Here is a 20,977-nt window from a genome sequence, read left to right as displayed (position 1 = left end):
AACGCTTCGCATTCTCCATTATCTGCTCCTGGCCGGAGTATTCACAGCTCTGTAACGCCCTATGTTACCAGACGTCTAAACGGTCACACCACTGGCGAACCCTTTATGTCGGTCTGTATGTTTGTTTGAACGTGCATCACAGTTAGCCTTCAAGCTCCTTGATCGGTTTGAGTCTCTCATGAACGCCTCAGCACATATCATCTGGTGGAAACGCCCCGTCGCCTGGGTTGCCCTTGTGGGCGTACTGGCTCTGATCGGAATGCTACTGCTTCCGCAAGACGGTGCCTCAGAGAGCGCAGCCAGCGACGACGAGTCGGCCGAGTCTGCCCAGCCAGCAAACGCTGCGCTGCAGGTCGACGCCGTCATTGTACAGCCCACGCGCATCGACGAGCAGGTGCGGAGCACGGGCACCCTGCGTGCCGACGAGTCGGTCGACCTTGCTATAGAAGCATCAGGCCGCATCACAACGCTGCAGTTGCGTGAGGGCCAGATGGTGCGGGAAGGCGAGCTGCTACTTGCTGTGTCGAACGGCGACCTGCAGGCCGAAAAGCGGCGCCTTCAAGCAGAAAAGACCCTGGCCGAAGCACGCGAAGCGCGCCAGGCCCGCCTGCTTGAGGAAGGCGGCGTGAGCCAGGAAACCTACGACGCCACACGCGGCGAGGTCGAGGTCCTGCAGGCGCAGCTTGAGGGCGTCGAGGCACGCATCGAGCGGACGCAGATCCGCGCACCGTTTACCGGGCAGCTCGGGCTTCGCTATGTGAGCCGGGGGAGCTACATCTCTCCCGACACCCGCATCGCTACGCTGCAACGCACCGATCCGATGAAAGTCGACTTCTCGATCCCTGAAAAATATGCCGGACAGGCACAGCCCGGTCAGCCGGTCACGTTCTCGGTCCGCAACAGCGACGCCAGCTACACCGGCGAAGTTATTGCTATTGAGCCACGTATCAGCGACGAAACCCGCTCGCTCCGCGTTCGCGCTCGGGCCGAAAATGGCACCGGCAGCCTAAATCCCGGCTCGTTTGCCGACGTAACGCTTACGCTCGGCGCCATGGAAGATGCTCTGGTCGTACCCAACTTCGCGCTCGTCCCCAATCTGGGCGTGCAGCGCGTTTTTGTATACCGCGACGGCACCGCACAGCCGCAGGAAGTATCAATCGGGATGCGCACCGATCGCACCATACAGATCGTTGAAGGACTTGCCCCGGGCGACACCGTCATCACCTCGGGGATCCAGGAGCTGCGTCCCGGCCGCGAGGTCGCCTTGCGCGACATCTCCGAGTCGGCTCGTGAGCCTGCGACCGACGACTTCACCTCAGACGACTAATCATCTCCCGACCTACCACCGGATCTCCTACCGGCCCGCCCCATCATGGCCCTGTACTCGCTTAGCATTGAACGCCCCGTCCTCTCCACGGTGATGGCGACCCTGATCGTCATCTTCGGGGCGATCGGATTTTTCTTTCTGGGTGTTCGCGAATATCCATCGGTCGACCCGCCGGTCATTAGCGTATCCACCAACTACGCTGGAGCCAACGCCGACGTCATCGACGCGCAGATCACCGAGCCGCTTGAAGAACAGCTCAACGGTATCGAAGGGATCCGTACGCTCACCTCGGTAAGCCGCGAAGGGCGCTCCACCGTAACCGTTGAGTTCGATATCGGCTCTGACCTTGAGCGCGCGGCCAACGATGTGCGCGACCGGGTGTCGCGCGCTCAGGGCCGCCTGCCTCCGGACGCCGATCCCCCCACCGTATCGAAAGCCGATGCCGACGCCCAGCCGATCGTCTTTCTCAACATCAGCAGCGACTACCGCAACCTGCTGGAACTGACCGAACTGGCTGATAACCGCTTCAAGGAGCGACTACAGACGATTGAAGGCGTGAGCCGCGTCGACATCTGGGGCTCGAAAGAGTATGCCATGCGCCTGTGGATCGACCCGCAGCGGCTCGCTGCCTACCAGCTCACGCCCCAGGACGTACGCGCTGCGCTTCAGCGCTCAAACGTAGAACTGCCTTCCGGACGCATCGAAGGGCGTGATATTGAGCTTACGGTGCGCACGCAAAGCCGCCTTGAAACCGAAGACGACTTCAACGGGCTCATCCTGAAACAGTCGCCCGATGGTGAGATCGTGCGGCTTCAGGACGTGGGCTATGCCGAGATCGGCGCACGAAACGAGCGCACGCTGCTGCGACGCGACGGAACGCCCATGGTTGGCGTGGTGCTGCGCCCCCTGCCCGGCGCCAACTATATCGACATCGTCGACGAGTTCTATGATCGGATTGAGGTGATCGAAGCCGACCTGCCCGCCGACATCTCGCTGGGCATCGGATTCGACACCACGACGCAGATCCGGCAGAGCATCGCCGAAGTGCAGCAGACCATCTTCATTGCGCTGCTGCTGGTAATCCTCGTTATCTTTGGCTTCCTGCGCGACTGGCGCTCCACGATCATCCCGCTGCTGGTCATCCCCGTGGCACTGATCGGGTCGTTCTTCGTGATGTACATAGCCGGATTCTCCATCAACGTGCTTACGCTGCTGGCCATGGTGCTCGCCATCGGTCTTGTCGTCGATGATGCCATCGTGGTCCTCGAAAACATTTATGCTAAGCTCGAAGAAGGGCACGCCCCGATCGACGCAGGCATCATCGGCACCCGCGAGATCTTCTTCGCAGTGGTGGCAACCTCTATCTCGCTCGTCGTGGTGTTTCTGCCCATCATCTTTTTGGGGGGCCTCACCGGACAGCTCTTTCAGGAGTTCGGACTCGTCATTGCAGGCGCTGTAGCGATATCGTCGTTCGTGGCGCTTACCTTTACGCCGATGATCTCCACGCGGCTCTTAAAGAAGCGCGAAACACAGCCCTGGATGTACCGCAAGACAGAGCCGTTCTTTGAGTGGATCAACGAGAAGTACCGGCACTCCCTTGAAGTCTTTATGCGCAAGCGGTGGACGGCCTTCGGCGTTATCGCGGTATGCGGCATTATCATCGGCGGGCTCTACAGCGTGCTCCCCGAGGAGCTGGCCCCGCTCGAAGATCGGAGCAGCCTGCGTGCCTTTGCACAGGCGCGCGAGGGCGCTACCTATGAGTATATGGACTCCTACATCATGAGCCTCTACGAAACGGTGCAGCGGGAAGTCCCCGAAACGGAGGCCATAATCACCGTAACCTCTCCCGGATTCGGTGCATCCAGCTCCGTGAACAGCGGATTCATGCGCATCCAACTGGTTGAGCCCGGCGAGCGCGATCGCAGTCAGGCCGAGATCGCCGATGCGCTCACGCAGGCCGTGCGCCAGATGGATGGCGCGCGCGCATTCATCTCGCAGGAGCAGACCATCTCGGTTGGCTCGCGAGGCGGACAGCCCATTCAGTATGTGCTGCAGGCCCCGAATCTGCAGCTTCTCGAAGAAACCCTGCCCGCGTTCATGGAGCGCGCCCGGCAGTCCGACGCGTTTACCTTCCTGGACACGAACCTGAAGTTCAATAAGCCTGAGATCGACGTCACAATCGACCGGGAGCGGGCCGACAACATCGGTGTGTCGGCCCTCGACATAGCCGAGACCCTGCAGCTTGCACTGAGCGAGCAGCGCCTCGGGTTCTTCACGCGCGACGGCCAGCAGCGCGACGTTGTGGCTCAGGTGGAGCGCGCCGACCGAAACGAGCCAACCGACCTGTTAAACCTGTACGTGCGCTCCAACAGCGGCGAGCCGGTCATACTCGGCAACATCGTAAGCATCGAAGAGCAGGCCAATCCACCTCAGCTGTTCCGATTCAACCGGTTCCAGTCGGCCACCGTCGAGGGGCAGCTAGCCCCCGGATACAGCATTGCCGACGGCATCAGCGAGCTGGATGCGATTGCGAACGAAGTGCTTGGCCCGTCGTTTTCAACGGCTCTCGACGGCCAGTCGCGCGACTTTCAAGAAACTTCGAACCAGCTGCTCTACGTGTTTGGGCTTGCACTGGTGCTCATCTATCTGGTACTCGCCGCTCAGTTCGAGAGCTTCCGTGATCCGTTTACCATCTTGATCACTGTTCCGCTCGCGCTAACCGGGGCGCTGGCGTTCCTCTGGGTGTTTGGGCAGTCGCTCAACATCTTTAGCCAGATTGGAATCGTGATGCTGGTTGGACTTGTCGCCAAAAATGGAATCTTGATTGTCGAGTTTGCGAATCAGCGTAAGGCTGCCGGATTAAGCATCGACGAGGCCATCACCGAAGCTGCCGCCGTACGCTTCCGCCCAATTCTCATGACGGCCCTCTCGACCATCCTGGGGGTGCTTCCAATCGCCCTTGCCATTGGCGCCGGTGCCGAAAGCCGCATCCCGATGGGGCTCGTCGTTATTGGCGGACTGATTGTCGGCACCTTCCTGTCGCTCTACATCGTCCCTGCAATGTATACCTATCTGACCAGCGCCGACGCAGGCGCTAAGATGGCTACTGCGTCAGCCTCTGGCAGTACTGGCGACGGTATCGCTGGCGATGGCAGCGGACGTGCAACCGTCCCCGATGTGTCTGAACCCGACGTCTCCGACCCAACCTCAAGCGGCCCATCCGCATAAGCCGTACGAGCTCTCTTTTCGATAGTACCATTACTTGTTTAACGTTTTCTGTGTATGACCCATCGGCTCTGTGTGTGCGCCATCTGGTTTCTTGTCTGCCTGTCTGTAGGCGCTATGCCCGAGGCAGGGGCACAGGCGGTCGGCGCTTCGGGGGATGCGGACGAGCCGCTCCGCCTCGACGCTGTGCTGAACGAGGCCATGCGTAACAACCCCGACGTGCAGATCGCAGAGAACGAAGCCGCCATCGCTGCGCGCGATGCGTCACTCGGCAACGCCGGTTTTCTACCTGAGCTCTCGGTGCAGGCCCGCTACAACGAAACCATTAGCGACACCGAACAGCAGTTTCGTGGACAAGACAGCGAGGAGATCACCGGAGCCCGAACAACGAACACCGGGGCCGATGCAAATCTGTCGTGGCGCGTGTTTGACGGACTCGGGCGCTTTGCGACGCTCAGTCAGCTTCGTGCTGAGCGCCGCGCTGCCCAGGAGCGCAGCCGCTCTGCAACCGACCAACTCCTTACCGATGCCGCACTTGCGTACTACCGGGTAGCGCGTGAGCAGCGGCAGCGCACCGTGCTACAGGAAGCTGTAGAGGTATCGCAGGAGCGGCTCCGCATCGCTGAGCTGCGCAACGAAGTGGGCTCGGCCTCCGATCTGGAAGTTCGCCAGGCCCAGGTCGACCTGAACGCCGATCGGTCGGCCCTGCTGCGCCAGGAATCGGCTCTCGAATCCGCTAAGGCTGACTTGAACCGCGTACGAGGCCGCCGCACGACCGCCACGAACTTTACCGTCGACACAACCCTTGACATCGACGACACCCTGGTGCCTGAACAGCTGCGCCAGTCGCTCGAACGCACAAACCCGGTGCTACTCCAGGCGCAGTCGGCTCTGCGTGCAGCCGAACAAGAGCACCAGGCTATCCGGGCGGAGCGCCTTCCCTCGCTCGATGCAAGCGTCGGCTATGGCGTGAGCCGTACCGACTCAGAGAGCGGCTTTCTGATCCAGAGCACCAGCTACGACCTGACGTATGGGCTGTCGCTTCAGCTTCCAATTTTTACTGGATTCGAGCGGCAACGCCGGCGCCAAAACGCACAGGTGCGCATCCGTAACGCCGAACTGGCCGTGACCGACGTAGAGTCAGAGCTGCTCGCGGTGCTGACCCGCGCATACGCCGAGTATCAGAACCGGCTGGATGTCGTTGCCCTTGAGACCGAGAACCTGGAGATCGCAACAGCAAATGTCGATATTGCACTGGAGCAGTTTCGGCTGGGTGATATCTCCTCGATCGAGCTGCGTGAGGTGCAAGAGCAGGCAATCCGTGCTGAGAGTCAGCTGGTCGGTGCCCGATTTGAAGCCAAGCAGGCCGAACTTACGCTGCGTGAGCTCAGCGGCACCATCCAGGCCGACTTGCTTCCGCAGTCCAGTACCGGTATGTAGCCGCTATCGTACAGCACCTATCGTACAGCCGCTGTCCTCCATCCTCTGCAGAGCGTGTGAAGTCCTGCGTATAGATGCCTCACCCGGTTATTTTATATCTGATGATCGTGAAGATATGACGCGACGCACAACACCCGCGAATATCCTTCGTTAACGGTGTTGATGTTGTATTCGCATACATTCTTGTTGACAAACATCAATCACCTGTGGCTGAAGCAAAGAAAGGAGATACCGTACACATTCACTATACGGGGCGCCTGCAAGACGGGACCGTATTTGACAGCTCGCGCGAGCGCGAGCCCATCAGCTTCGAGATCGGAGCCCAGAAAGTCATTCCTGGATTCGAAAAGCTTGTAGAAGGAATGGAGCCCGGTGATACGAAAACCGGTACCATTGCTCCAGAAGACGGCTACGGCGAACGGCGCGACGACATGGTCATGGATGTTGACCGCGAGTCGCTGCCCGATGAGATCGACCCTGAAGTAGGGCAGCAGCTGCAGATGCACACGCAGCAAGGCCAGGCTGTACCTGTACAGATTACAGATGTGGAGGAAGACCACATCACAGTCGACGCCAACCACCCGTTGGCAGGTCGCACGCTTGAGTTCGACGTTGAGCTTATCGACGTTGAGAGCGGCGATTCCAACGAAGAGGGCGGCAACATCATCACGCCGTAGCTCTTTACCCTATACCCTTTCCGGCAGGGTGTTCGCGGTCTGGCCGCCCACGAGGCCGCATTAGTAGCATCCTGCCGGTTCTAAAAAGCCCACGCTCCTTGGAGGAGCGTGGGCTTTTTTACGTTACAAGGGTTAACTGCACCCCGTACTGTAGATAACTTCAGAACATGATACGTTTTTACCTCTCTTGAACACCCAAAAGCTTATTACCATCTGCCCAAATGTTTCAATAGTGTTATGTAGGAGACAATATGTAAAGGACCTGTACCTATTTACGCACATGCAGTACGAATCAAATTAGATGTCGCGTTAATAGGGCATGTTCACACCACTGTTTTTTGCTCATAACGACCCCACACCATGAAATCATTCATGAAGTCCCTCTTTTCTACGTTCGCTGCGAGCCTACTCCTCGTTGCCGGGTTTGCCGCTGCTCCCGCTACAGCACAGGATATGGGCGAGCCCGCTGAAGGTCCGACTGTGGTAGACGTCGCCGTAGAGGCTGACGACTTCAACCTGCTTGTCCAAGCACTGCAGGCCACTGGACTCGATGCTGCGCTGCAGGGCGACGGGCCCTTCACCGTACTCGCACCGACCGACGAAGCCTTTGAAGCACTCGGCGACGAGCTGGAGCGCCTACTGCAGGAGGAAAACATCCAGGAGCTGACCGATATCCTCTCCTACCATGTCGTGCCTGCGGAAGCGTACGCGGCGTCGGTAGTCGAAATGGAGGAAGCCCCGACCGTTCTCGGCAAACCGATCAGCATCATGGTTAACAACGGAACCGTCACCCTCAGCGGCGCCAACAGCGCTCAGGTGATCCAGACCGACATCGAAGCCTCGAACGGCGTTATCCACGTGATCGACACCGTGCTTCTTCCCCCGGAAGATGACGATGATGACATGAACGGCGGTGACTACTAAACGCCATGTAGTCTCTGCCAAAGCGTCTCTCAGCAGCGTTCCTTAGTAAGACGCTGGCCTGAGAACGCTGGTACAAACACGTTAATGCAAAGGCCTGCTGCTCTTGACGGAGACAGCGGGCTTTTGCATGTATGCGCACATGTGTGCATGGGCGAACACAATCCCGTGCTACCTTCGGTTTCCCAGGCTCATATCAACTTCATATCAACTCTCTGTCCGTCGATGCGTCGTGTTATACGGCCCGTCTACGCAAGATGCCCGTGTCAGAACAGTGTGCATTTGTCTGCAGATCGTAGTATCTTCGATGAACGTAGCAGCGCCGGTTTCGTATTGAATGGTGCCTTTTCAAATGCTGCTTCGTCTACTACACAGCCAGCTGCACGCCCCGCGGTGCCACCTGCAATGCCCGGGCCGCTCGCAGTCTCGTGCCCTCTTGTAACCTGTACTCCATCATTCCACATGGCGCGCCGTATCCAACTTTCCTCTCCTTCGCCCTCATCTATCGAACCTGACGACGGCGCCGTAGACCGCATTCTGGGCGGACTCAATGAGGAGCAGCGCACTGCTGTTACCGCGACCGACGGTCCGGTCATGATCATTGCAGGACCCGGATCGGGTAAGACACGCACCCTAACGCATCGCATTGCCTACCTGCTTGCCACCGGCAACGCCCGTCCGCACGAGATCATTGCGCTCACATTCACCAACAAGGCTGCCCGCGAGATGCGCGAGCGCGTGCAGCGCCTGGTGGGCGACCGCACCCGCGGCATGTGGATGGGCACCTTTCACAGCTCGTTTGCCCGGCTGCTACGTCGCGAGATCGACGCGCTGGGCTACTCCAGCGACTTCTCGATCTACGACACCGACGACAGCAAGAAGATCATAAAGCAGCAGATGAACCGGCTGCAGCTAAACACCGACGAGGTGAAGCCCCGCTCGGTGCAGCGTACCATCTCCAGCGCCAAGAACCAGATGGTCGGCCCGAACGAATATTCCAGCATGGCGCATGGCCGCCTGCAGGAAGCCACCGCCAAGGTCTTTCCAGCCTACGAAGCCGCTCTCAAACGCGCCAACGCGCTCGACTTTGACGATCTGCTGCTCAAGCCGGTGAAGCTCTTCAACCAGGAACCCGATATCCTGGAGCGCTACCAGGAGCGCTGGCAGTACGTGCACATCGATGAGTACCAGGATACCAACCACGTGCAGTACGTCCTGGCCAAGCAGCTGGCGGGCAAACACAAGAACCTGTGCGTTGTCGGCGACGATGCACAGAGTATCTATGCGTTTCGCGGCGCCGACATCAGCAACATCCTGTCGTTTGAGCGCGACTATCCCGGCACAACAACTGTCCGACTGGAGCGCAACTACCGCTCAACCGAGAACATCCTACAGCTGGCTGACTCAATCATCGAACAAAACGAGGATCAGCTTGAGAAGACGCTCTGGACGGACAATGACCAGGGCGAGAAAATCCTGCTTACCGAGGCGCTCTCCGAAAAAGACGAGGCCAAGAAGGTTGAGCAGAAGATTCGTGACCTACAGCTCCGCGAAGGACTTAATTACAGCGACTTTGCCGTGCTCTACCGCACCAACGCGCAGAGTCGTGCAATAGAGGAGGCGCTGCGCCGCGAGAACGTGCCCTATCGCGTCATCGGAGGCGTGTCCTTCTATCAGCGCAAAGAGATCAAGGACGTGCTGGCCTACCTGAAGCTGCTGGTCAACCCAAACGACCGGGCTAGCCTGGAGCGCGTCATCAACTACCCCACACGGGGCATCGGCGCAAAAACGCAAGAGCGGCTGCGCAACTACGCCCGCGAGCAGGGCATCTCGCTCTGGCAGGCGGTCGAACAGGTTGAACAGATCGACACCCTATCGACCCGCGCACAGAACGCCGTTGGCAAGTTTCGTTTCCTGATCGCCAAGTACATGGGTCAGGTGGATACCGAGCCCGTCGACGAACTGACGCGTGAGCTCATCCAGGACGCGGGCGTGCTGAGCGAGCTGCGCAAAGAGCACACGCGCGAAAATCTGCGTCGCTGGGAGAACGTGCAGGAACTCGTAAACGGAATTGCTGAGTACACAGCCAGCTCCGACAACGCAACCTTGAGTACGTTCCTGCAAGAGGTCGCCCTGCTTACCGACCTCGACGGGGATGACGACCCCGACCAGGTCACGCTCATGACCCTGCATGCCTCAAAAGGACTCGAATACCCGGTCGTTTTTGTTACCGGACTCGAAGAGGGGCTCTTCCCTCTGGCCAAAGCCACCCAGGAACGCACCGAGTTGGAAGAGGAGCGCCGACTGTTCTACGTGGGCGTAACACGCGCCGAGCAGCGGCTCTTCTTGAGCTGGGCCCGCAACCGGTATCGCTATGGGAAGCAGGAGCACAACACCCGTAGCCGCTTCCTTGACGAGATCGACAGCAGCGTAGTGAGTACCGCAGGCGGCGGCCGCCTGCGTCAGAAAAAGAACCGCTTCTCATCCTCCGGCTCCGGAGGTACCGATAACTACGACGATATGGACCCGCATTACTACCGGCAGAACCTGCGGGGCAATTCCTCAAAATCAAAGAAGCGACGCACTACGCGTACCGTAAGTGGCTCTTCAGGCAGTTCCTCGAAAAACAGTTCAGGACGCCGCGTCGTCTACGACGAAGGCGAAGGGGCCATCGTACCTGGCGTCCGTGTAGAGCACAGCAAGTTTGGAGAAGGCAAAGTGCAATCTGTTGAAGGCCGCGGAGACCGGGCTACCGCTGTCGTTTTCTTCGGCGGCGACATCGGCAACAAGAAGCTAAAGCTGAAATATGCCCGCCTGCGCGTCATCGGATGACCGGCACCACATAGCGTTTCGACCAACGTAGACCAGAGCTTATCTCCAGCCGCTCGCTTCCGTTCAGGCGCGCCTGCCTCAATCCATCTGGGCGTACTGACCTATCCACCATAGTGCCCTGTCGCACCTCGTTTTTGGGGCGGGCCGTCTTGTTCCACCTCATCCGTTATGCGGATACGGTTTTACCCAATCCGATCGCGCGCCCTTCAGCGATCGATATGGCGCACCAGTATATCGTCCAAAGATGGATACACCGACGCCCCAAATACAGGTAGCCACCTAATGTAGCATCCGGTACCCTACGTGTGGAATCAACATACAGACCTCCCCACACGAGCACGCTCTGCGGTGTTTCTGCCCATGACTATTCGACCGTTTCTCCCCTTTCTTGTAGCGTTTGCCCTCGCCGCATTCGTCTTTCCCGCCTCTGTCTCTGCACAGAGCCAGTGCAGCGACTGCGTCGGTAGCGGGAGCGACATCGCAGGAGCCCTCTTTCAAGGCGACGAGGCCCCTTGGAGCTCCTCAGAAGCGCGTGACCAACTCAACAGCCGCGCCGCTCAACTGAACGCCCTGGCATCTACGCCAGACGCGTCGCCCGCTGTGTCTCCCGCTGTGGTCGACGCTTTTGCCGCCGCGCCCCTCATGCATGCGCTGCTTCGAACCGAGGTCGCCGACTTTATCGAGCATACTTCCATTCAGGATGAATGGCTTGCCCACGGCCTGCCGCAGCCCGAAGCCGACGCCCTGATCAACGCTATTGCCGGACTCACCGCAAACGACCGCATCGATCCTGAAGCGCTCTACAACAGCCTGAACGTCTATAACGCAGCCGTCAAGTCGGCCAGTGAGGACTTCGTGGCCACCCCGCCTGCCTCATTCGTAGCGGTACGCCACGCGCTGCATATGCTGTCTGAGTCTACGCTATAACAGACCCTCCCCCCGCTTCACTGCACATGCATAACAGCATACTATCATAGTACCCTCTGTCATGATTATTTACTGGTTTCTCTTTGGTGTGGGGTCTGTGCTGGGGGGTGCGGGCCTTACGCCATTTTTTGATGCGCCGCCCACGGTTGCTCCGCAGGTCGCCCTCGCCCCGACCACTGCTGCTTCAGTATTCCCCATCGCAGTGCGTGCTTCGGATCCCGACACCACCGCGACCCACCCATCCACGACCTCCACTACAGCAAACGACCGCGAAGCGCTTCGCCTCCCCGTACCTCCTCGTCCCCGGAGCGTAACCGACCGCTCGGCCCCCGGACTGACTCTCAACACCCCCACTGCCTTTGGCGCCCGACTCGGACAGATCTACGGCGGCGCTAACTTTCAGCATCGCATTCGCTATGCGCGCTGGCAAGACGGCGTAGCAAGCGGAGGGGCCGGACTTGGCGATCCCTTTCGGTGGATCGGGCTCGACGTCACCGTCACCATACTCGATACCTACACCGATTTCGCAGAAGACAAGGCGCTCAGCTGGAAGCTCCACCGTCAGTTCGGCACGCGCTGGGCCCTTGCCGTAGGCCACGAAAACATGTGGCATACCAGCGGCACCGACGGCGGAAGCAGCCGGTACGCCGTCGCCTCGCACGTGCTTCTCCTGCCGTATGATGCCCTCTCTGCCCTCGTCGTAAGCGTGGGCCTCGGGAACGACCGCTTCCTCCCCGAATCCCGCTTTCAGCAGCGCGAAGACGGGATCAACCTGTTTGGCAGCGTAGCCGCACGCGTGCACCCTGGCATGCACGTCATCGCCAACTGGACCGGCCAAGACCTCGCGCTCGGCGTCTCGGTAACCCCCTTCACGCAGATCCCCCTCGTCTTCACCCCCGCTCTCGTAGACCTTACCGGCACCGCCGGAGACGGCGTACGCTTCTCAGCCAGCATGGGCATGGCCCTTACGCTCTGGTAGCCCGAAGCGGTTGAGCACTGTGGTTGAGCACTGTGGTTGAGCACTGTGGCTTGGAGGATGCACAGCGTCTTCTCTCATCGAAACGCATACAGCGGCATAGACAGGTATTGCAACATTTGGACGCTTTGCCTCGCAGGCGCACCGAACTGCATGAAACAGCATACCGTTTCGCATCCTGTACAGTATCGCTAAAGAGCATCTTTTCTTGAGCGCTCTTTGTTTCCCTTCCCCCCATAGCCGCGCCCAACTATGTCCTGGATGAACCGCCTCGTGCATCGCGACGATGCCTCACTCAACACGTCCACTCAGCCCGTATCGCCTGGCCCAGACGCCCCGCACGCCGTCGTTATCGGCGCCGGGCTGGGCGGGCTCGCTTCCGCCATTCGCCTGGGAGCACGTGGCTATCGCGTCACGCTCTTAGATCGCCTCGACCAGCCCGGCGGGCGCGCCCGCGTCTTCAAGCAGGATGGCTTCACTTTCGACGCCGGTCCTACAGTAGTTACCGCACCCTTCCTGTTCGAGGAACTGTGGTCGCTCTGCGGCAAATCGCTCGAAGACGACGTAGAGCTGGTGCCCGTCGACCCGTTTTATCGTATCCGCTTTCATGACGGCACGCACTTCGACTACTCGGGCGACTCCGACGTTATGGAGCGCGAGATCCGCAAGTTCAACCCGTCTGACGTGGACGGCTACCGGCGCTTCCTGGAAAAGAGCGAAGAGATCTTCGAGATTGGGTTCGAAGAGCTGGGCCATGTGCCGTTCCACAACTTGAGCGATATGCTTAAGATCGTACCCGCAATGATGAAGCTGGAGAGCCATCGCACCGTCTACAGCCTTGTCTCCAAGTACGTGAAGCACCCAAAAGTCCGCAAGGTGCTCTCCTTCCATCCGTTGCTGGTGGGCGGCAATCCGTTCAGCACCACCTCTATCTACACGCTCATCGCGTTTCTGGAGCGCAAATGGGGCGTGTGGTATGCCATGGGCGGCACCGGCTCGCTCGTAAGCGGCATGTCGAACCTAATCGACGGACTCGACGGCACGGAGCAGCGCTACAATGCCGATGTGGAGCAGATTCTGGTCGACGGCGGACGCGCCAGCGGTGTGCGCCTAAGCGATGGCGAGGTCATCGACGCCGATATCGTGGTGTCGAACGCGGATGTTGGCTACACCTACCGCCACATGATCCACCCATCGGATCGCAAAACGTGGACCGACGAGCGCGTGGAGAACATGAAGTATTCCATGAGCCTCTTTGTCTGGTACTTCGGTACCGACCGGCAGTACGAAGACATCGAGCACCACACCATCTTGATGGGCGAGCGCTACAAAAGTCTGCTCGACGACATCTTCAACAAACAGGAACTGGCCGACGACTTCAGCCTCTACCTGCACCGCCCCACCAAAACCGACCCGTCCATGGCACCCGACGGCCACGATGCCTTCTACGTGCTCAGTCCGGTGCCACACCTCGACAGCGGCGTGGACTGGCGCGTACAGGCCGAGCCATACCGGCAGTCGGTGGAAAACTATCTGGCCGAGACCATCATGCCCGACCTGGGCGAGCATCTCGTGACCTCCCGCATGCTTACGCCGCGCGAGTTTCAGATGGAGTACAAGAGCCTGAAGGGCGCGGCCTTTAGCGTAGAGCCGATCTTGCAGCAGAGCGCCTGGTTCCGCCCCCACAACGAGAGCGAAGACATCGACCACCTGTACTTTGCCGGCGCCGGTACGCATCCCGGAGCCGGCATGCCGGGCGTGCTCTCCACCGCGCGCGTGCTCGACAGCATCGTCCCCGACCCCAGCGCGTTGCGCCCCGTGTATCCGAAGAAAGCCTCGGTGGCGGCGTAACAAGAGAATACCTGGTAGTGGATAGACGCTAAATGATAAGGCGATTGGCCATCACGGCTTTGTCTTTTTCGAACCCCCTTTTTCAAGGGGGAGATGTCGGCAGACAGAGGGGGTTTGAGCAGGTTGCGATGACGTAAACCACATGTCAATCACTTAATATTGAACCGCTACCGAATACTTTTATCGACGACGTTCCCTCATACCGTCGCAGCGTGCTGCGGCGGTATGCGTCGTTGGTGGGTACCAGTACGTTCCAGGATGCGCTGGATGCGGCGCTTGACCATTACCAGATCTTGGTCTCGGACCAGACGGTTACCGAGTTTGACGATGTGGCAGGCCGGGATAAGTTCGAGGCCTATCTGAAAGCTGGAGAGCGAGAAGCATTTGAAGAACTGCTCCACCGCGAGGCAACATTTGTGGACGTTGCCCAAACGGTGGAGACCAGCCGTGATCCCGATGATGATAAGTTCCTGGCACTGGCTCTTGATGGAAAGGCAGAGGTCATTGTCAGTGGAGATCAGGACCTACTGGTGCTGGATCCGTTTCGGGGCGGACGCATCGTACAGCCACGGGCATTCGTCGAGGAATTTCCACCGGAGGAGGAAGCACTATAACCTGTCGTTGCACCTGACGATGGATCAGGGAATCGAACATCAGCAGAACATGCAGGACCGTTCGCTTGGTGTCGTACCAATCATGGCTCCAGATAACGAATACGGAATGCTTCTTCCGCTTGTCCCAGATATTGATGGGGCCCTGCAAAAAGTGGGGGCAAGAAAGGTTGTGTCTGTGGCGGCATAACCCAGGCAGAGACAGATCAACGGTGTACACTGATAGCAGTAGACGTGAAGAAGTGCGCTACACATAAAAAATGCCCCGACAGTTGATAAGACTTCGGGGCGTGGCTACAGCACGGGATCGCTTAATAAATCCCATAACCGCAGCTACACCTGTTCACGAGCCACACGGCCCACTGTTCCAACTATCACTGCGGGGACGGCTTTGCACGAAGTACCATCAGCCCGTCAACAACTCCGTCCAGTCAACCCGAATAAAGCGTCGGTGATAATGTAGTGCTGTGTCACAGGTGATTGTTTAGGTCGTTTGAGAACATGGAATCCCTCCCCCCAAATCCCCCCTCCTCTGAGGGAGACTTTATAAGGGCGTCCTATGGTTCCTTTCTCTTCGGGGAGGAAGGGTAGGATGGAGGGGAAAATACGCATCTAACCCCAATCATTCAGGTGTGATACGCCAGTAGCCGGGCAGAAAAATTCTATTGACGAGTGTCTGCCCGTGCCGTCGCAGTGTTGCTGTGGCGGCATGTGTCATTGGGGCCCCAACGGCGCTCCAGGATGCGAAGAACACGGACGGCATCCATGATCCTCTTGCCGAGCGTCTTGGAATATGTTTGATGCTGTGGAAGGTAAGTTGTACATTTCTTTTGGAGCGACTATGCTTAGGCTCACAAAGCCGTAAACGAAAACCGTTCTGACGAATCAAGAGTAGATTTCAAGTTGCTGGAGCACGAGGTGGGACTTGAACATCTCCGTCCGTTTTACCGCATGGCGAGTCATAGCATTCATGCAAATCCGAAAAGTATTGCTCACGACATTGGACTTATTAACCAAAATGAAGTCCTGCTATCAGGTCCGTCCAATACGGGATTTGCTGATCCAGGAGCCTGCGCAAGCATATCGCTTCATCAAGCTACAGGCAGGCAGATGAGTTCACAGTTATGGAGCCACGGAAGCATTTTCCCGGTCGATCCGTTCATCTGTTGCAGTGACACGCCATCACCTTGCTATTAGCTATGGACTGGAAAAAGCGAATCACGATCAATCCGAACCAGTGTGGTGGACGACCCTGTATTCGCGGGATGCGTATTCGAGTTGTAGACATACTCGACTTGCTTGCTGCTGGCCTCTCTCGCGACCAGATTCTAAAGGAACTACCTGATTTGGAGGAAGAAGACATCGAAGCTTCGCTACGCTACGCAAGTCGGCGTGTTGACCATCCCGTCTTAGCAGCATGACCGAGATCTGGATCGACGCGCAGCTCTCTCCTGCTCTTGCCGCGTGGATTAATCACACGTACGACGCCATCAAAGCCCAATCCGTTCGGGCCGTTGGCCTGCGCCATGCTGAGGACGAGGAGATATTTCAGGCCGCTCGGGAAGCGAACATTATCATGATGAGCAAAGACAGCGACTTTCTGAACCTTCTCGATCGGCACGGCCCACCTCCGAATGTGATCTGGGTTACATGTGGCAACACATCCAACCAGCGAATGCGAACAATTCTCAAGCAGACGCTTCAGCCGGCCGTGGAGATGCTTGAAAGGGGCGAAACGGTCGTAGAAATTGGGGATCTGTAAAAACTCCATAATCCCCCACGGCAGCCCCAAAGGCGTCCTACTGTGAACGTTACACCACGGCCTCCGACTTCTTCTACCACAAAGAAGGGCAAAGCCCAATCGTCATCGAAGTAGATGGCCGTGCACTGCTGTCCTCTGAACGGGTCACTCCCTTCACCCCACCCACCCGGGCAACGTGCCCAGTTCGATGCCCAGCACGAGCGGGCCGAGCGTGTAGGTGACGAGCGCAATCAGCACCACGAAGAGCAGGTTGAGCAGGAGAGCGATATACACCCACCTTCCTGGAACGAACAGTTCTCCGTTCCTCCGTAGTCGCTCTTCTCTCTACGTCTGGCACGAATGCCTCTTGACTGCCAGGTAGCCCCACGCTAACGAACACTCACGGAAGCTCGAACACGAAAACCTCCTCAGGTTTGAGAAAGGAATATCCGTACAGGTGTCCGCTCGCTTCCGACACCGTGAAAAGATGAATGGGAGCATCTAAAACATATGCCTCGGCACGCTGTCCGCTCCAGTCCCAAATTTCGAGTACGGGACGGTACGTATCGGCTTCAAACATCTCTTCCTCCTCTGCAAAAGGAGCTAACACGTACGCATATTGCTCCATCCCCTCAGCCGACAGCCGGTACGCACCTTCCGTTTCCCGGTGGCTAAAATCAGCACGGTCAGACTGAAGGGTTCCCGTATCATCATACAGGCGCACACGATCATGTGTAAGATATACTGCGATGAAGCCGTTACCGTTAGGGTTCGCCGCCAGCCGTTTCATGTACGACTGGTACTTTTCGCGTCCCTCAAGATCTGTTGTGGGGTACGTTCCAAACGGTCGTGCTTCCTCTTCTGCAATATTCAGGAGCAAAAACTCGCTCTGTTCATCGCCAGCTGGGGCGACCGTGGCCAGGTACGTGAGTGAATCAAGCCGAGTGACCGTGTTCAAGGGCCCCCGTTGTCCGTCATAAGGAAGCGGACGCTCATCAACGAGCTTGAAGGCTTCATCACCGATTGTAAACGTACGCACCATGTGGCGATTGGGGTCATCCACCTGGATCGTATCGCCAAACACGTTTACGGATGCTGCCGCAACAGGTGCACTGAACTCTTCAGGCCCTTCTCCTTGAACCCCCCACGTGTAAAGCGGCTCAACAGCTGGAAGGGAAAACACGGAAAAGAGAGGTCCGGGGGGACGGTTCAGCGCAATCATATGCGAAGTCGTGGAAAAGAGCCCCAGCGCGTTCACTCCAGCTCCAATATCCGCCGAGTGAACAGTTCTGAGCGTATCGTATGATAACTCTTCAGACGTTGGCGCTTCTTCTGCTGTCTCACAGCCCCACAAAAAGAGGAGTATCAGCAGAGCAGGACGTAGGAGGTAGCGCATAGAGGGTTTTGAGCATTTGTTCGGTTTATCTTCTATTATTGACGAATTGGCTCATCGCCACCTCCCCCACCTCCACAAGTGCTGGAATCGTAAGGATTCTGACCTGAAACCGAACTGCAATCACCATCTGGCTGGCAGCGCCAGAACGTATCACAGTTCCACCAGCAGCTCGTATAGGACGAGTAGCACCTGACGCTGGTGGGAGCAGGAGACTGCGCACAGGCTGTCTCAACTTGCATGAGTGACGCTGTGCCTGTAGTAGATGGGCTACCGAGACCTCCTAAAACCAAAAGGCCGCCTGTTAAGACTGCTATTTTCAAAAGTTTGTATAACATATCAGATTTATGCTTTGATTAGATTTATATTTACTATATACTACACCAAAATCGTATGCAATTTTTTTTCTTATTCAAATAATTTACAGATTAAAACATTTTTGTAACATTTGGGGCTTTACTGCCTCAGCAGGGCGTTGGCGCATGCTATTGGGACATGCTCACCCCACCCACCCGGGCAACGTGCCCAGTTCGATGCCCAGCACGAGCGGGCCGAGCGTGTAGGTGACGAGCGCGATCAGCACCACGAAGAGCAGGTTCAGTACGATACCGGCGCGGGCCATCTGCGGGATGCTCACGTCGCCGCTGCCGAAGACGATGGCATTCGGTGGGGTGGCCACGGGTAGCATGAATGCGCTGCTTGCCGCCAGCGCCACCGGCACGGCCAGCAAGAACGGATTCTCGCCAATCCCCACGGCCACCGAGGCCATAATCGGCAGAAAGGCCGCCGCCGTGGCTGTATTGCTCGTGATTTCAGTGAGTCCGATGATCGCAGCCGTCACGAGCACCACGACGAGTAGCAGGGGCCAGGTGCCGATGATCCCCAGCGCCTCGCCAAGCCACGTGGCCAGTCCGGTCGATTCGATCGCCTGCGCCAGCGAGAGGCCGCCGCCAAACAGAATGAGCACACCCCAGGGCAGGTCCTCCGCCGACGCCCAGTCGAGCACGAAGGTGCCCGCGCGCCAGTCCGCGGGCAGCACAAACAGCATGAGTCCGCCGGCCATCGCAATCCCCGCATCTGTAAGCCCGGGTACGATCGGTTCCAACAGCGGGCGCGTCATCCACAGCACAGCGACACCGGCGAACACGGTCGCCACCAGCGTCTCTGCGCGGCTCATTGCGCCGAGTTCCTGCAGCTTCTGCTGCACCAGCTCGCGTCCGCCTGCAATCGAGAAGCCCTCCAGCGGGTAAAGCCAGCGTGTCAGAATTCCGTAGGTCAGTGGCAGGCCAACCGCTACTATCGGCATCCCGATGCCCATCCACTGCGCAAACCCGATGTCGATGCCGTACGACTCGTTCATAAAGCCCGCCAGCAGCGCGTTGGGCGGCGTGCCAATGAGCGTGCCCATGCCGCCGATGTTGCAGGCGTAGGCAATGGCTAGCATCAGCGCGACCGCGAAGGTGTCGACCTGCGCCTCAGATGCACCCTCGCCCGACCGCGCCAGGGCCACCATCGACACGCCAATGGGCAACATCATCATGGCCGTGGCGGTGTTGCTGATCCACATACTCAAGAACGCACAGGCCAGCATGAACCCTGCAATGAGTGCCTTCGGACCCGTACCTACTGTTGCAATGATGCGCAGCGCAATGCGCCGGTGCAGATCCCACCGCTGCATCGCAATGGCAATCAGGAAGCCGCCTAAAAACAGGAAAATGAGCGGATTGGCGTAGGGCGTGGTGGCATCGCTCACGGAGCCGATGCCGAGCAGCGGAAAGAACACCACCGGCACAAGGGCCGTCGCCGGAATCGGCAGCGCCTCCGTAATCCACCAGATGGCCATGAGCCCCGCTACGCCCGCCGTGTGCCAGCCCGCCGCGTCGAGTCCGTCGGGCGAAGGAACGCTGAGCACCACTGCCAGCGCTACAGGTCCGGCAATGAGCCCAATGCGCTGCCGACGTGAATAGGGCGCGGATGTAGAAGTAGATGGCTTTATATCGGACATAAGAGATGCAAGCACATAATGAGGCAGCGATAGTCTTGTAATGAAAAACTACGTACTGCGTTCATGGAGGCGCCTGCTGTTCTGCAGACTGATTCCGTATCCTCCGGATAGCGCATGCGATTGTGACCCAGAGTGCGCAACGCACACCCGAGCGCGGATCTGACTGTATTGGACTGTATTGGACCGGCATTCGTTTTTAACCGTTGGGCACAATAAATTTGGGGAGTAGATAGACGCTACGTGATGAAGCGATTTGACATCGCAGCCTCGTCTCGATCGCCCCCCTCTCCCTGCAGGTTTCTCCCCCTTGGACAGGGGGAGATGTCCACAGGATCACGCCTGCGGCGAAGCTCGAAGACAGAGGGGGGTTCAACGGACTGTGATGAAGTAGCCTACGTGACAATCACCTACCATTGAACCGCTACCTAAATTTGCTTCCTATAACTCCAACGCGACCTGCACATACCTGCGCTCTATGGAAAACCGCACACAGGGCCAAGTTGAGGCGGCCATCACCGAAACGGTTACGAAGTTCGAGCGCGAGTATCTGGGACGTGGGCCGCAGGAGGCGCGCACGTTTCTTGTCAACAACCTTGTGGTTGTGCAGCTTCAGGGCATCTTGAGTCCTGCCGAGCGGCAGCTCAGCCACGAGAACGGAGGCGTGGAGCTTATCAAGCAGATGCGTACGCGCCTCATTGAAAGCTCCAGCGATGAGATCTGTCAGTTGGTTGCAGACGAGACCGGTGCCGTGGTCGTCAGTATGCACACCGATATCAGCGCACGCACAGGCGAACGCGTGTTCGTGTTTAGCCTGAATCGTGATCTGGAAGCGGACTTCAGCTGATAAGAGCACCGATAGGACCATGCGTAAATTTTCTGTGAGAGATGCATATCTATTTGCGACAGATAGGTGCATCCCTTATCGTCTGAATCGGTGTTGAGATGGAGCGCCACACGGGCGAGCCGGCTCTGCATCCCTCTTACATACCTTTTTGGCCCAAGCGACGCACAGGCTCACGCTGAGCAGGTGCAACGATTGTACGCCGACTTC

At 58.2% G+C, this 20,977-nt stretch carries 17 protein-coding genes; 15 read left to right on the top strand and 2 right to left on the bottom strand.

From position 1 onward, the window contains the following. The first annotated feature begins 178 nt into the window (after positions 1-178). The 14 genes from ACZ48V_RS05440 (at position 179) to ACZ48V_RS05375 (ending at position 16,549) form a co-directional block, all read left to right on the top strand. Positions 179-1,327 (top strand): efflux RND transporter periplasmic adaptor subunit, encoded by a 1,149-nt coding sequence (locus ACZ48V_RS05440; protein WP_464542347.1) that lies wholly within the window; start codon positions 179-181, stop codon positions 1,325-1,327. 45 nt (positions 1,328-1,372) lie between these two features. Beyond that, positions 1,373-4,555: an efflux RND transporter permease subunit gene (locus tag ACZ48V_RS05435; RefSeq protein ID WP_464542345.1), complete on the top strand. Its 3,183-nt coding sequence runs from the start codon at positions 1,373-1,375 to the stop codon at positions 4,553-4,555. Positions 4,556-4,609: 54 nt separating this feature from the next. Then, positions 4,610-5,992 (top strand): TolC family protein, encoded by a 1,383-nt coding sequence (locus ACZ48V_RS05430; protein WP_464542343.1) that lies wholly within the window; start codon positions 4,610-4,612, stop codon positions 5,990-5,992. A gap of 206 nt (positions 5,993-6,198) precedes the next feature. Then, the gene (locus ACZ48V_RS05425) at positions 6,199-6,669 is read left to right on the top strand and encodes an FKBP-type peptidyl-prolyl cis-trans isomerase (RefSeq protein WP_464542341.1); all 471 of its coding nucleotides are present in this window, start codon (positions 6,199-6,201) and stop codon (positions 6,667-6,669) included. Positions 6,670-7,041: 372 nt separating this feature from the next. Next, on the top strand, positions 7,042-7,593 hold the full coding sequence (locus ACZ48V_RS05420; RefSeq protein ID WP_464542339.1) for a fasciclin domain-containing protein: 552 nt from the start codon (positions 7,042-7,044) through the stop codon (positions 7,591-7,593). A gap of 459 nt (positions 7,594-8,052) precedes the next feature. Beyond that, complete coding sequence (locus tag ACZ48V_RS05415) at positions 8,053-10,422, top strand: ATP-dependent helicase (RefSeq protein ID WP_464542337.1); 2,370 nt, start codon at positions 8,053-8,055, stop codon at positions 10,420-10,422. Positions 10,423-10,782: 360 nt separating this feature from the next. Further along, positions 10,783-11,349 (top strand): hypothetical protein, encoded by a 567-nt coding sequence (locus ACZ48V_RS05410; RefSeq protein ID WP_464542335.1) that lies wholly within the window; start codon positions 10,783-10,785, stop codon positions 11,347-11,349. 61 nt (positions 11,350-11,410) lie between these two features. After that, complete coding sequence (locus ACZ48V_RS05405; RefSeq protein ID WP_464542333.1) at positions 11,411-12,328, top strand: hypothetical protein; 918 nt, start codon at positions 11,411-11,413, stop codon at positions 12,326-12,328. Between the two features lie 249 nt (positions 12,329-12,577). Further along, positions 12,578-14,176, top strand: coding sequence for a phytoene desaturase (locus ACZ48V_RS05400; RefSeq protein WP_464542331.1), 1,599 nt, complete (start codon positions 12,578-12,580; stop codon positions 14,174-14,176). Between the two features lie 236 nt (positions 14,177-14,412). Then, positions 14,413-14,790, top strand: a complete 378-nt coding sequence (locus ACZ48V_RS05395; protein ID WP_464542329.1) for a putative toxin-antitoxin system toxin component, PIN family — start codon at positions 14,413-14,415, stop codon at positions 14,788-14,790. A gap of 19 nt (positions 14,791-14,809) precedes the next feature. Next, positions 14,810-14,977, top strand: coding sequence for a hypothetical protein (locus ACZ48V_RS05390; RefSeq protein WP_464542327.1), 168 nt, complete (start codon positions 14,810-14,812; stop codon positions 14,975-14,977). 713 nt (positions 14,978-15,690) lie between these two features. Further along, positions 15,691-15,984 (top strand): DUF5677 domain-containing protein, encoded by a 294-nt coding sequence (locus tag ACZ48V_RS05385; protein WP_464542325.1) that lies wholly within the window; start codon positions 15,691-15,693, stop codon positions 15,982-15,984. A 2-nt stretch (positions 15,985-15,986) separates the two neighbouring features. Further along, a complete protein-coding gene (locus ACZ48V_RS05380; protein ID WP_464542323.1) occupies positions 15,987-16,208 on the top strand; it encodes a DUF433 domain-containing protein in 222 nt (73 codons plus the stop codon). Further along, complete coding sequence (locus tag ACZ48V_RS05375; protein ID WP_464542321.1) at positions 16,205-16,549, top strand: DUF5615 family PIN-like protein; 345 nt, start codon at positions 16,205-16,207, stop codon at positions 16,547-16,549. The genes ACZ48V_RS05380 and ACZ48V_RS05375 overlap by 4 nt, the downstream gene beginning before the upstream one ends. A gap of 379 nt (positions 16,550-16,928) precedes the next feature. Here ACZ48V_RS05375 and ACZ48V_RS05370 read toward each other — a convergent pair whose 3' ends face one another. Beyond that, entirely contained in the window at positions 16,929-17,711 is a 783-nt protein-coding gene (locus ACZ48V_RS05370) for a hypothetical protein (RefSeq protein WP_464542319.1), read from the bottom strand. A gap of 709 nt (positions 17,712-18,420) precedes the next feature. Then, entirely contained in the window at positions 18,421-19,926 is a 1,506-nt protein-coding gene (locus tag ACZ48V_RS05365; protein ID WP_464542317.1) for an SLC13 family permease, read from the bottom strand. Positions 19,927-20,401: 475 nt separating this feature from the next. Here ACZ48V_RS05365 and ACZ48V_RS05360 point away from each other — a divergent pair, with 475 nt between their 5' ends. Further along, complete coding sequence (locus tag ACZ48V_RS05360) at positions 20,402-20,770, top strand: Na-translocating system protein MpsC family protein (protein WP_464542315.1); 369 nt, start codon at positions 20,402-20,404, stop codon at positions 20,768-20,770. The last annotated feature ends 207 nt before the right edge of the window (positions 20,771-20,977 follow it).

It is taken from the genome of Longimonas haloalkaliphila, assembly GCF_055379825.1.
This window is presented reverse-complemented; position numbering and strand designations above follow the sequence as displayed.

Coding starts and splice junctions, on each gene's coding strand:
- ACZ48V_RS05430 (WP_464542343.1), top strand. CDS start 4,610: ATGACCCATCGGCTCTGTGTGTGCGCCATCTGGTTTCTTGTCTGCCTG.
- ACZ48V_RS05415 (WP_464542337.1), top strand. CDS start 8,053: ATGGCGCGCCGTATCCAACTTTCCTCTCCTTCGCCCTCATCTATCGAA.
- ACZ48V_RS05390 (WP_464542327.1), top strand. CDS start 14,810: ATGGATCAGGGAATCGAACATCAGCAGAACATGCAGGACCGTTCGCTT.
- ACZ48V_RS05405 (WP_464542333.1), top strand. CDS start 11,411: ATGATTATTTACTGGTTTCTCTTTGGTGTGGGGTCTGTGCTGGGGGGT.
- ACZ48V_RS05435 (WP_464542345.1), top strand. CDS start 1,373: ATGGCCCTGTACTCGCTTAGCATTGAACGCCCCGTCCTCTCCACGGTG.
- ACZ48V_RS05400 (WP_464542331.1), top strand. CDS start 12,578: ATGTCCTGGATGAACCGCCTCGTGCATCGCGACGATGCCTCACTCAAC.
- ACZ48V_RS05380 (WP_464542323.1), top strand. CDS start 15,987: ATGGACTGGAAAAAGCGAATCACGATCAATCCGAACCAGTGTGGTGGA.
- ACZ48V_RS05365 (WP_464542317.1), bottom strand. CDS start 19,926: ATGTCCGATATAAAGCCATCTACTTCTACATCCGCGCCCTATTCACGT.
- ACZ48V_RS05375 (WP_464542321.1), top strand. CDS start 16,205: ATGACCGAGATCTGGATCGACGCGCAGCTCTCTCCTGCTCTTGCCGCG.
- ACZ48V_RS05440 (WP_464542347.1), top strand. CDS start 179: ATGAACGCCTCAGCACATATCATCTGGTGGAAACGCCCCGTCGCCTGG.
- ACZ48V_RS05420 (WP_464542339.1), top strand. CDS start 7,042: ATGAAGTCCCTCTTTTCTACGTTCGCTGCGAGCCTACTCCTCGTTGCC.
- ACZ48V_RS05360 (WP_464542315.1), top strand. CDS start 20,402: ATGGAAAACCGCACACAGGGCCAAGTTGAGGCGGCCATCACCGAAACG.
- ACZ48V_RS05410 (WP_464542335.1), top strand. CDS start 10,783: ATGACTATTCGACCGTTTCTCCCCTTTCTTGTAGCGTTTGCCCTCGCC.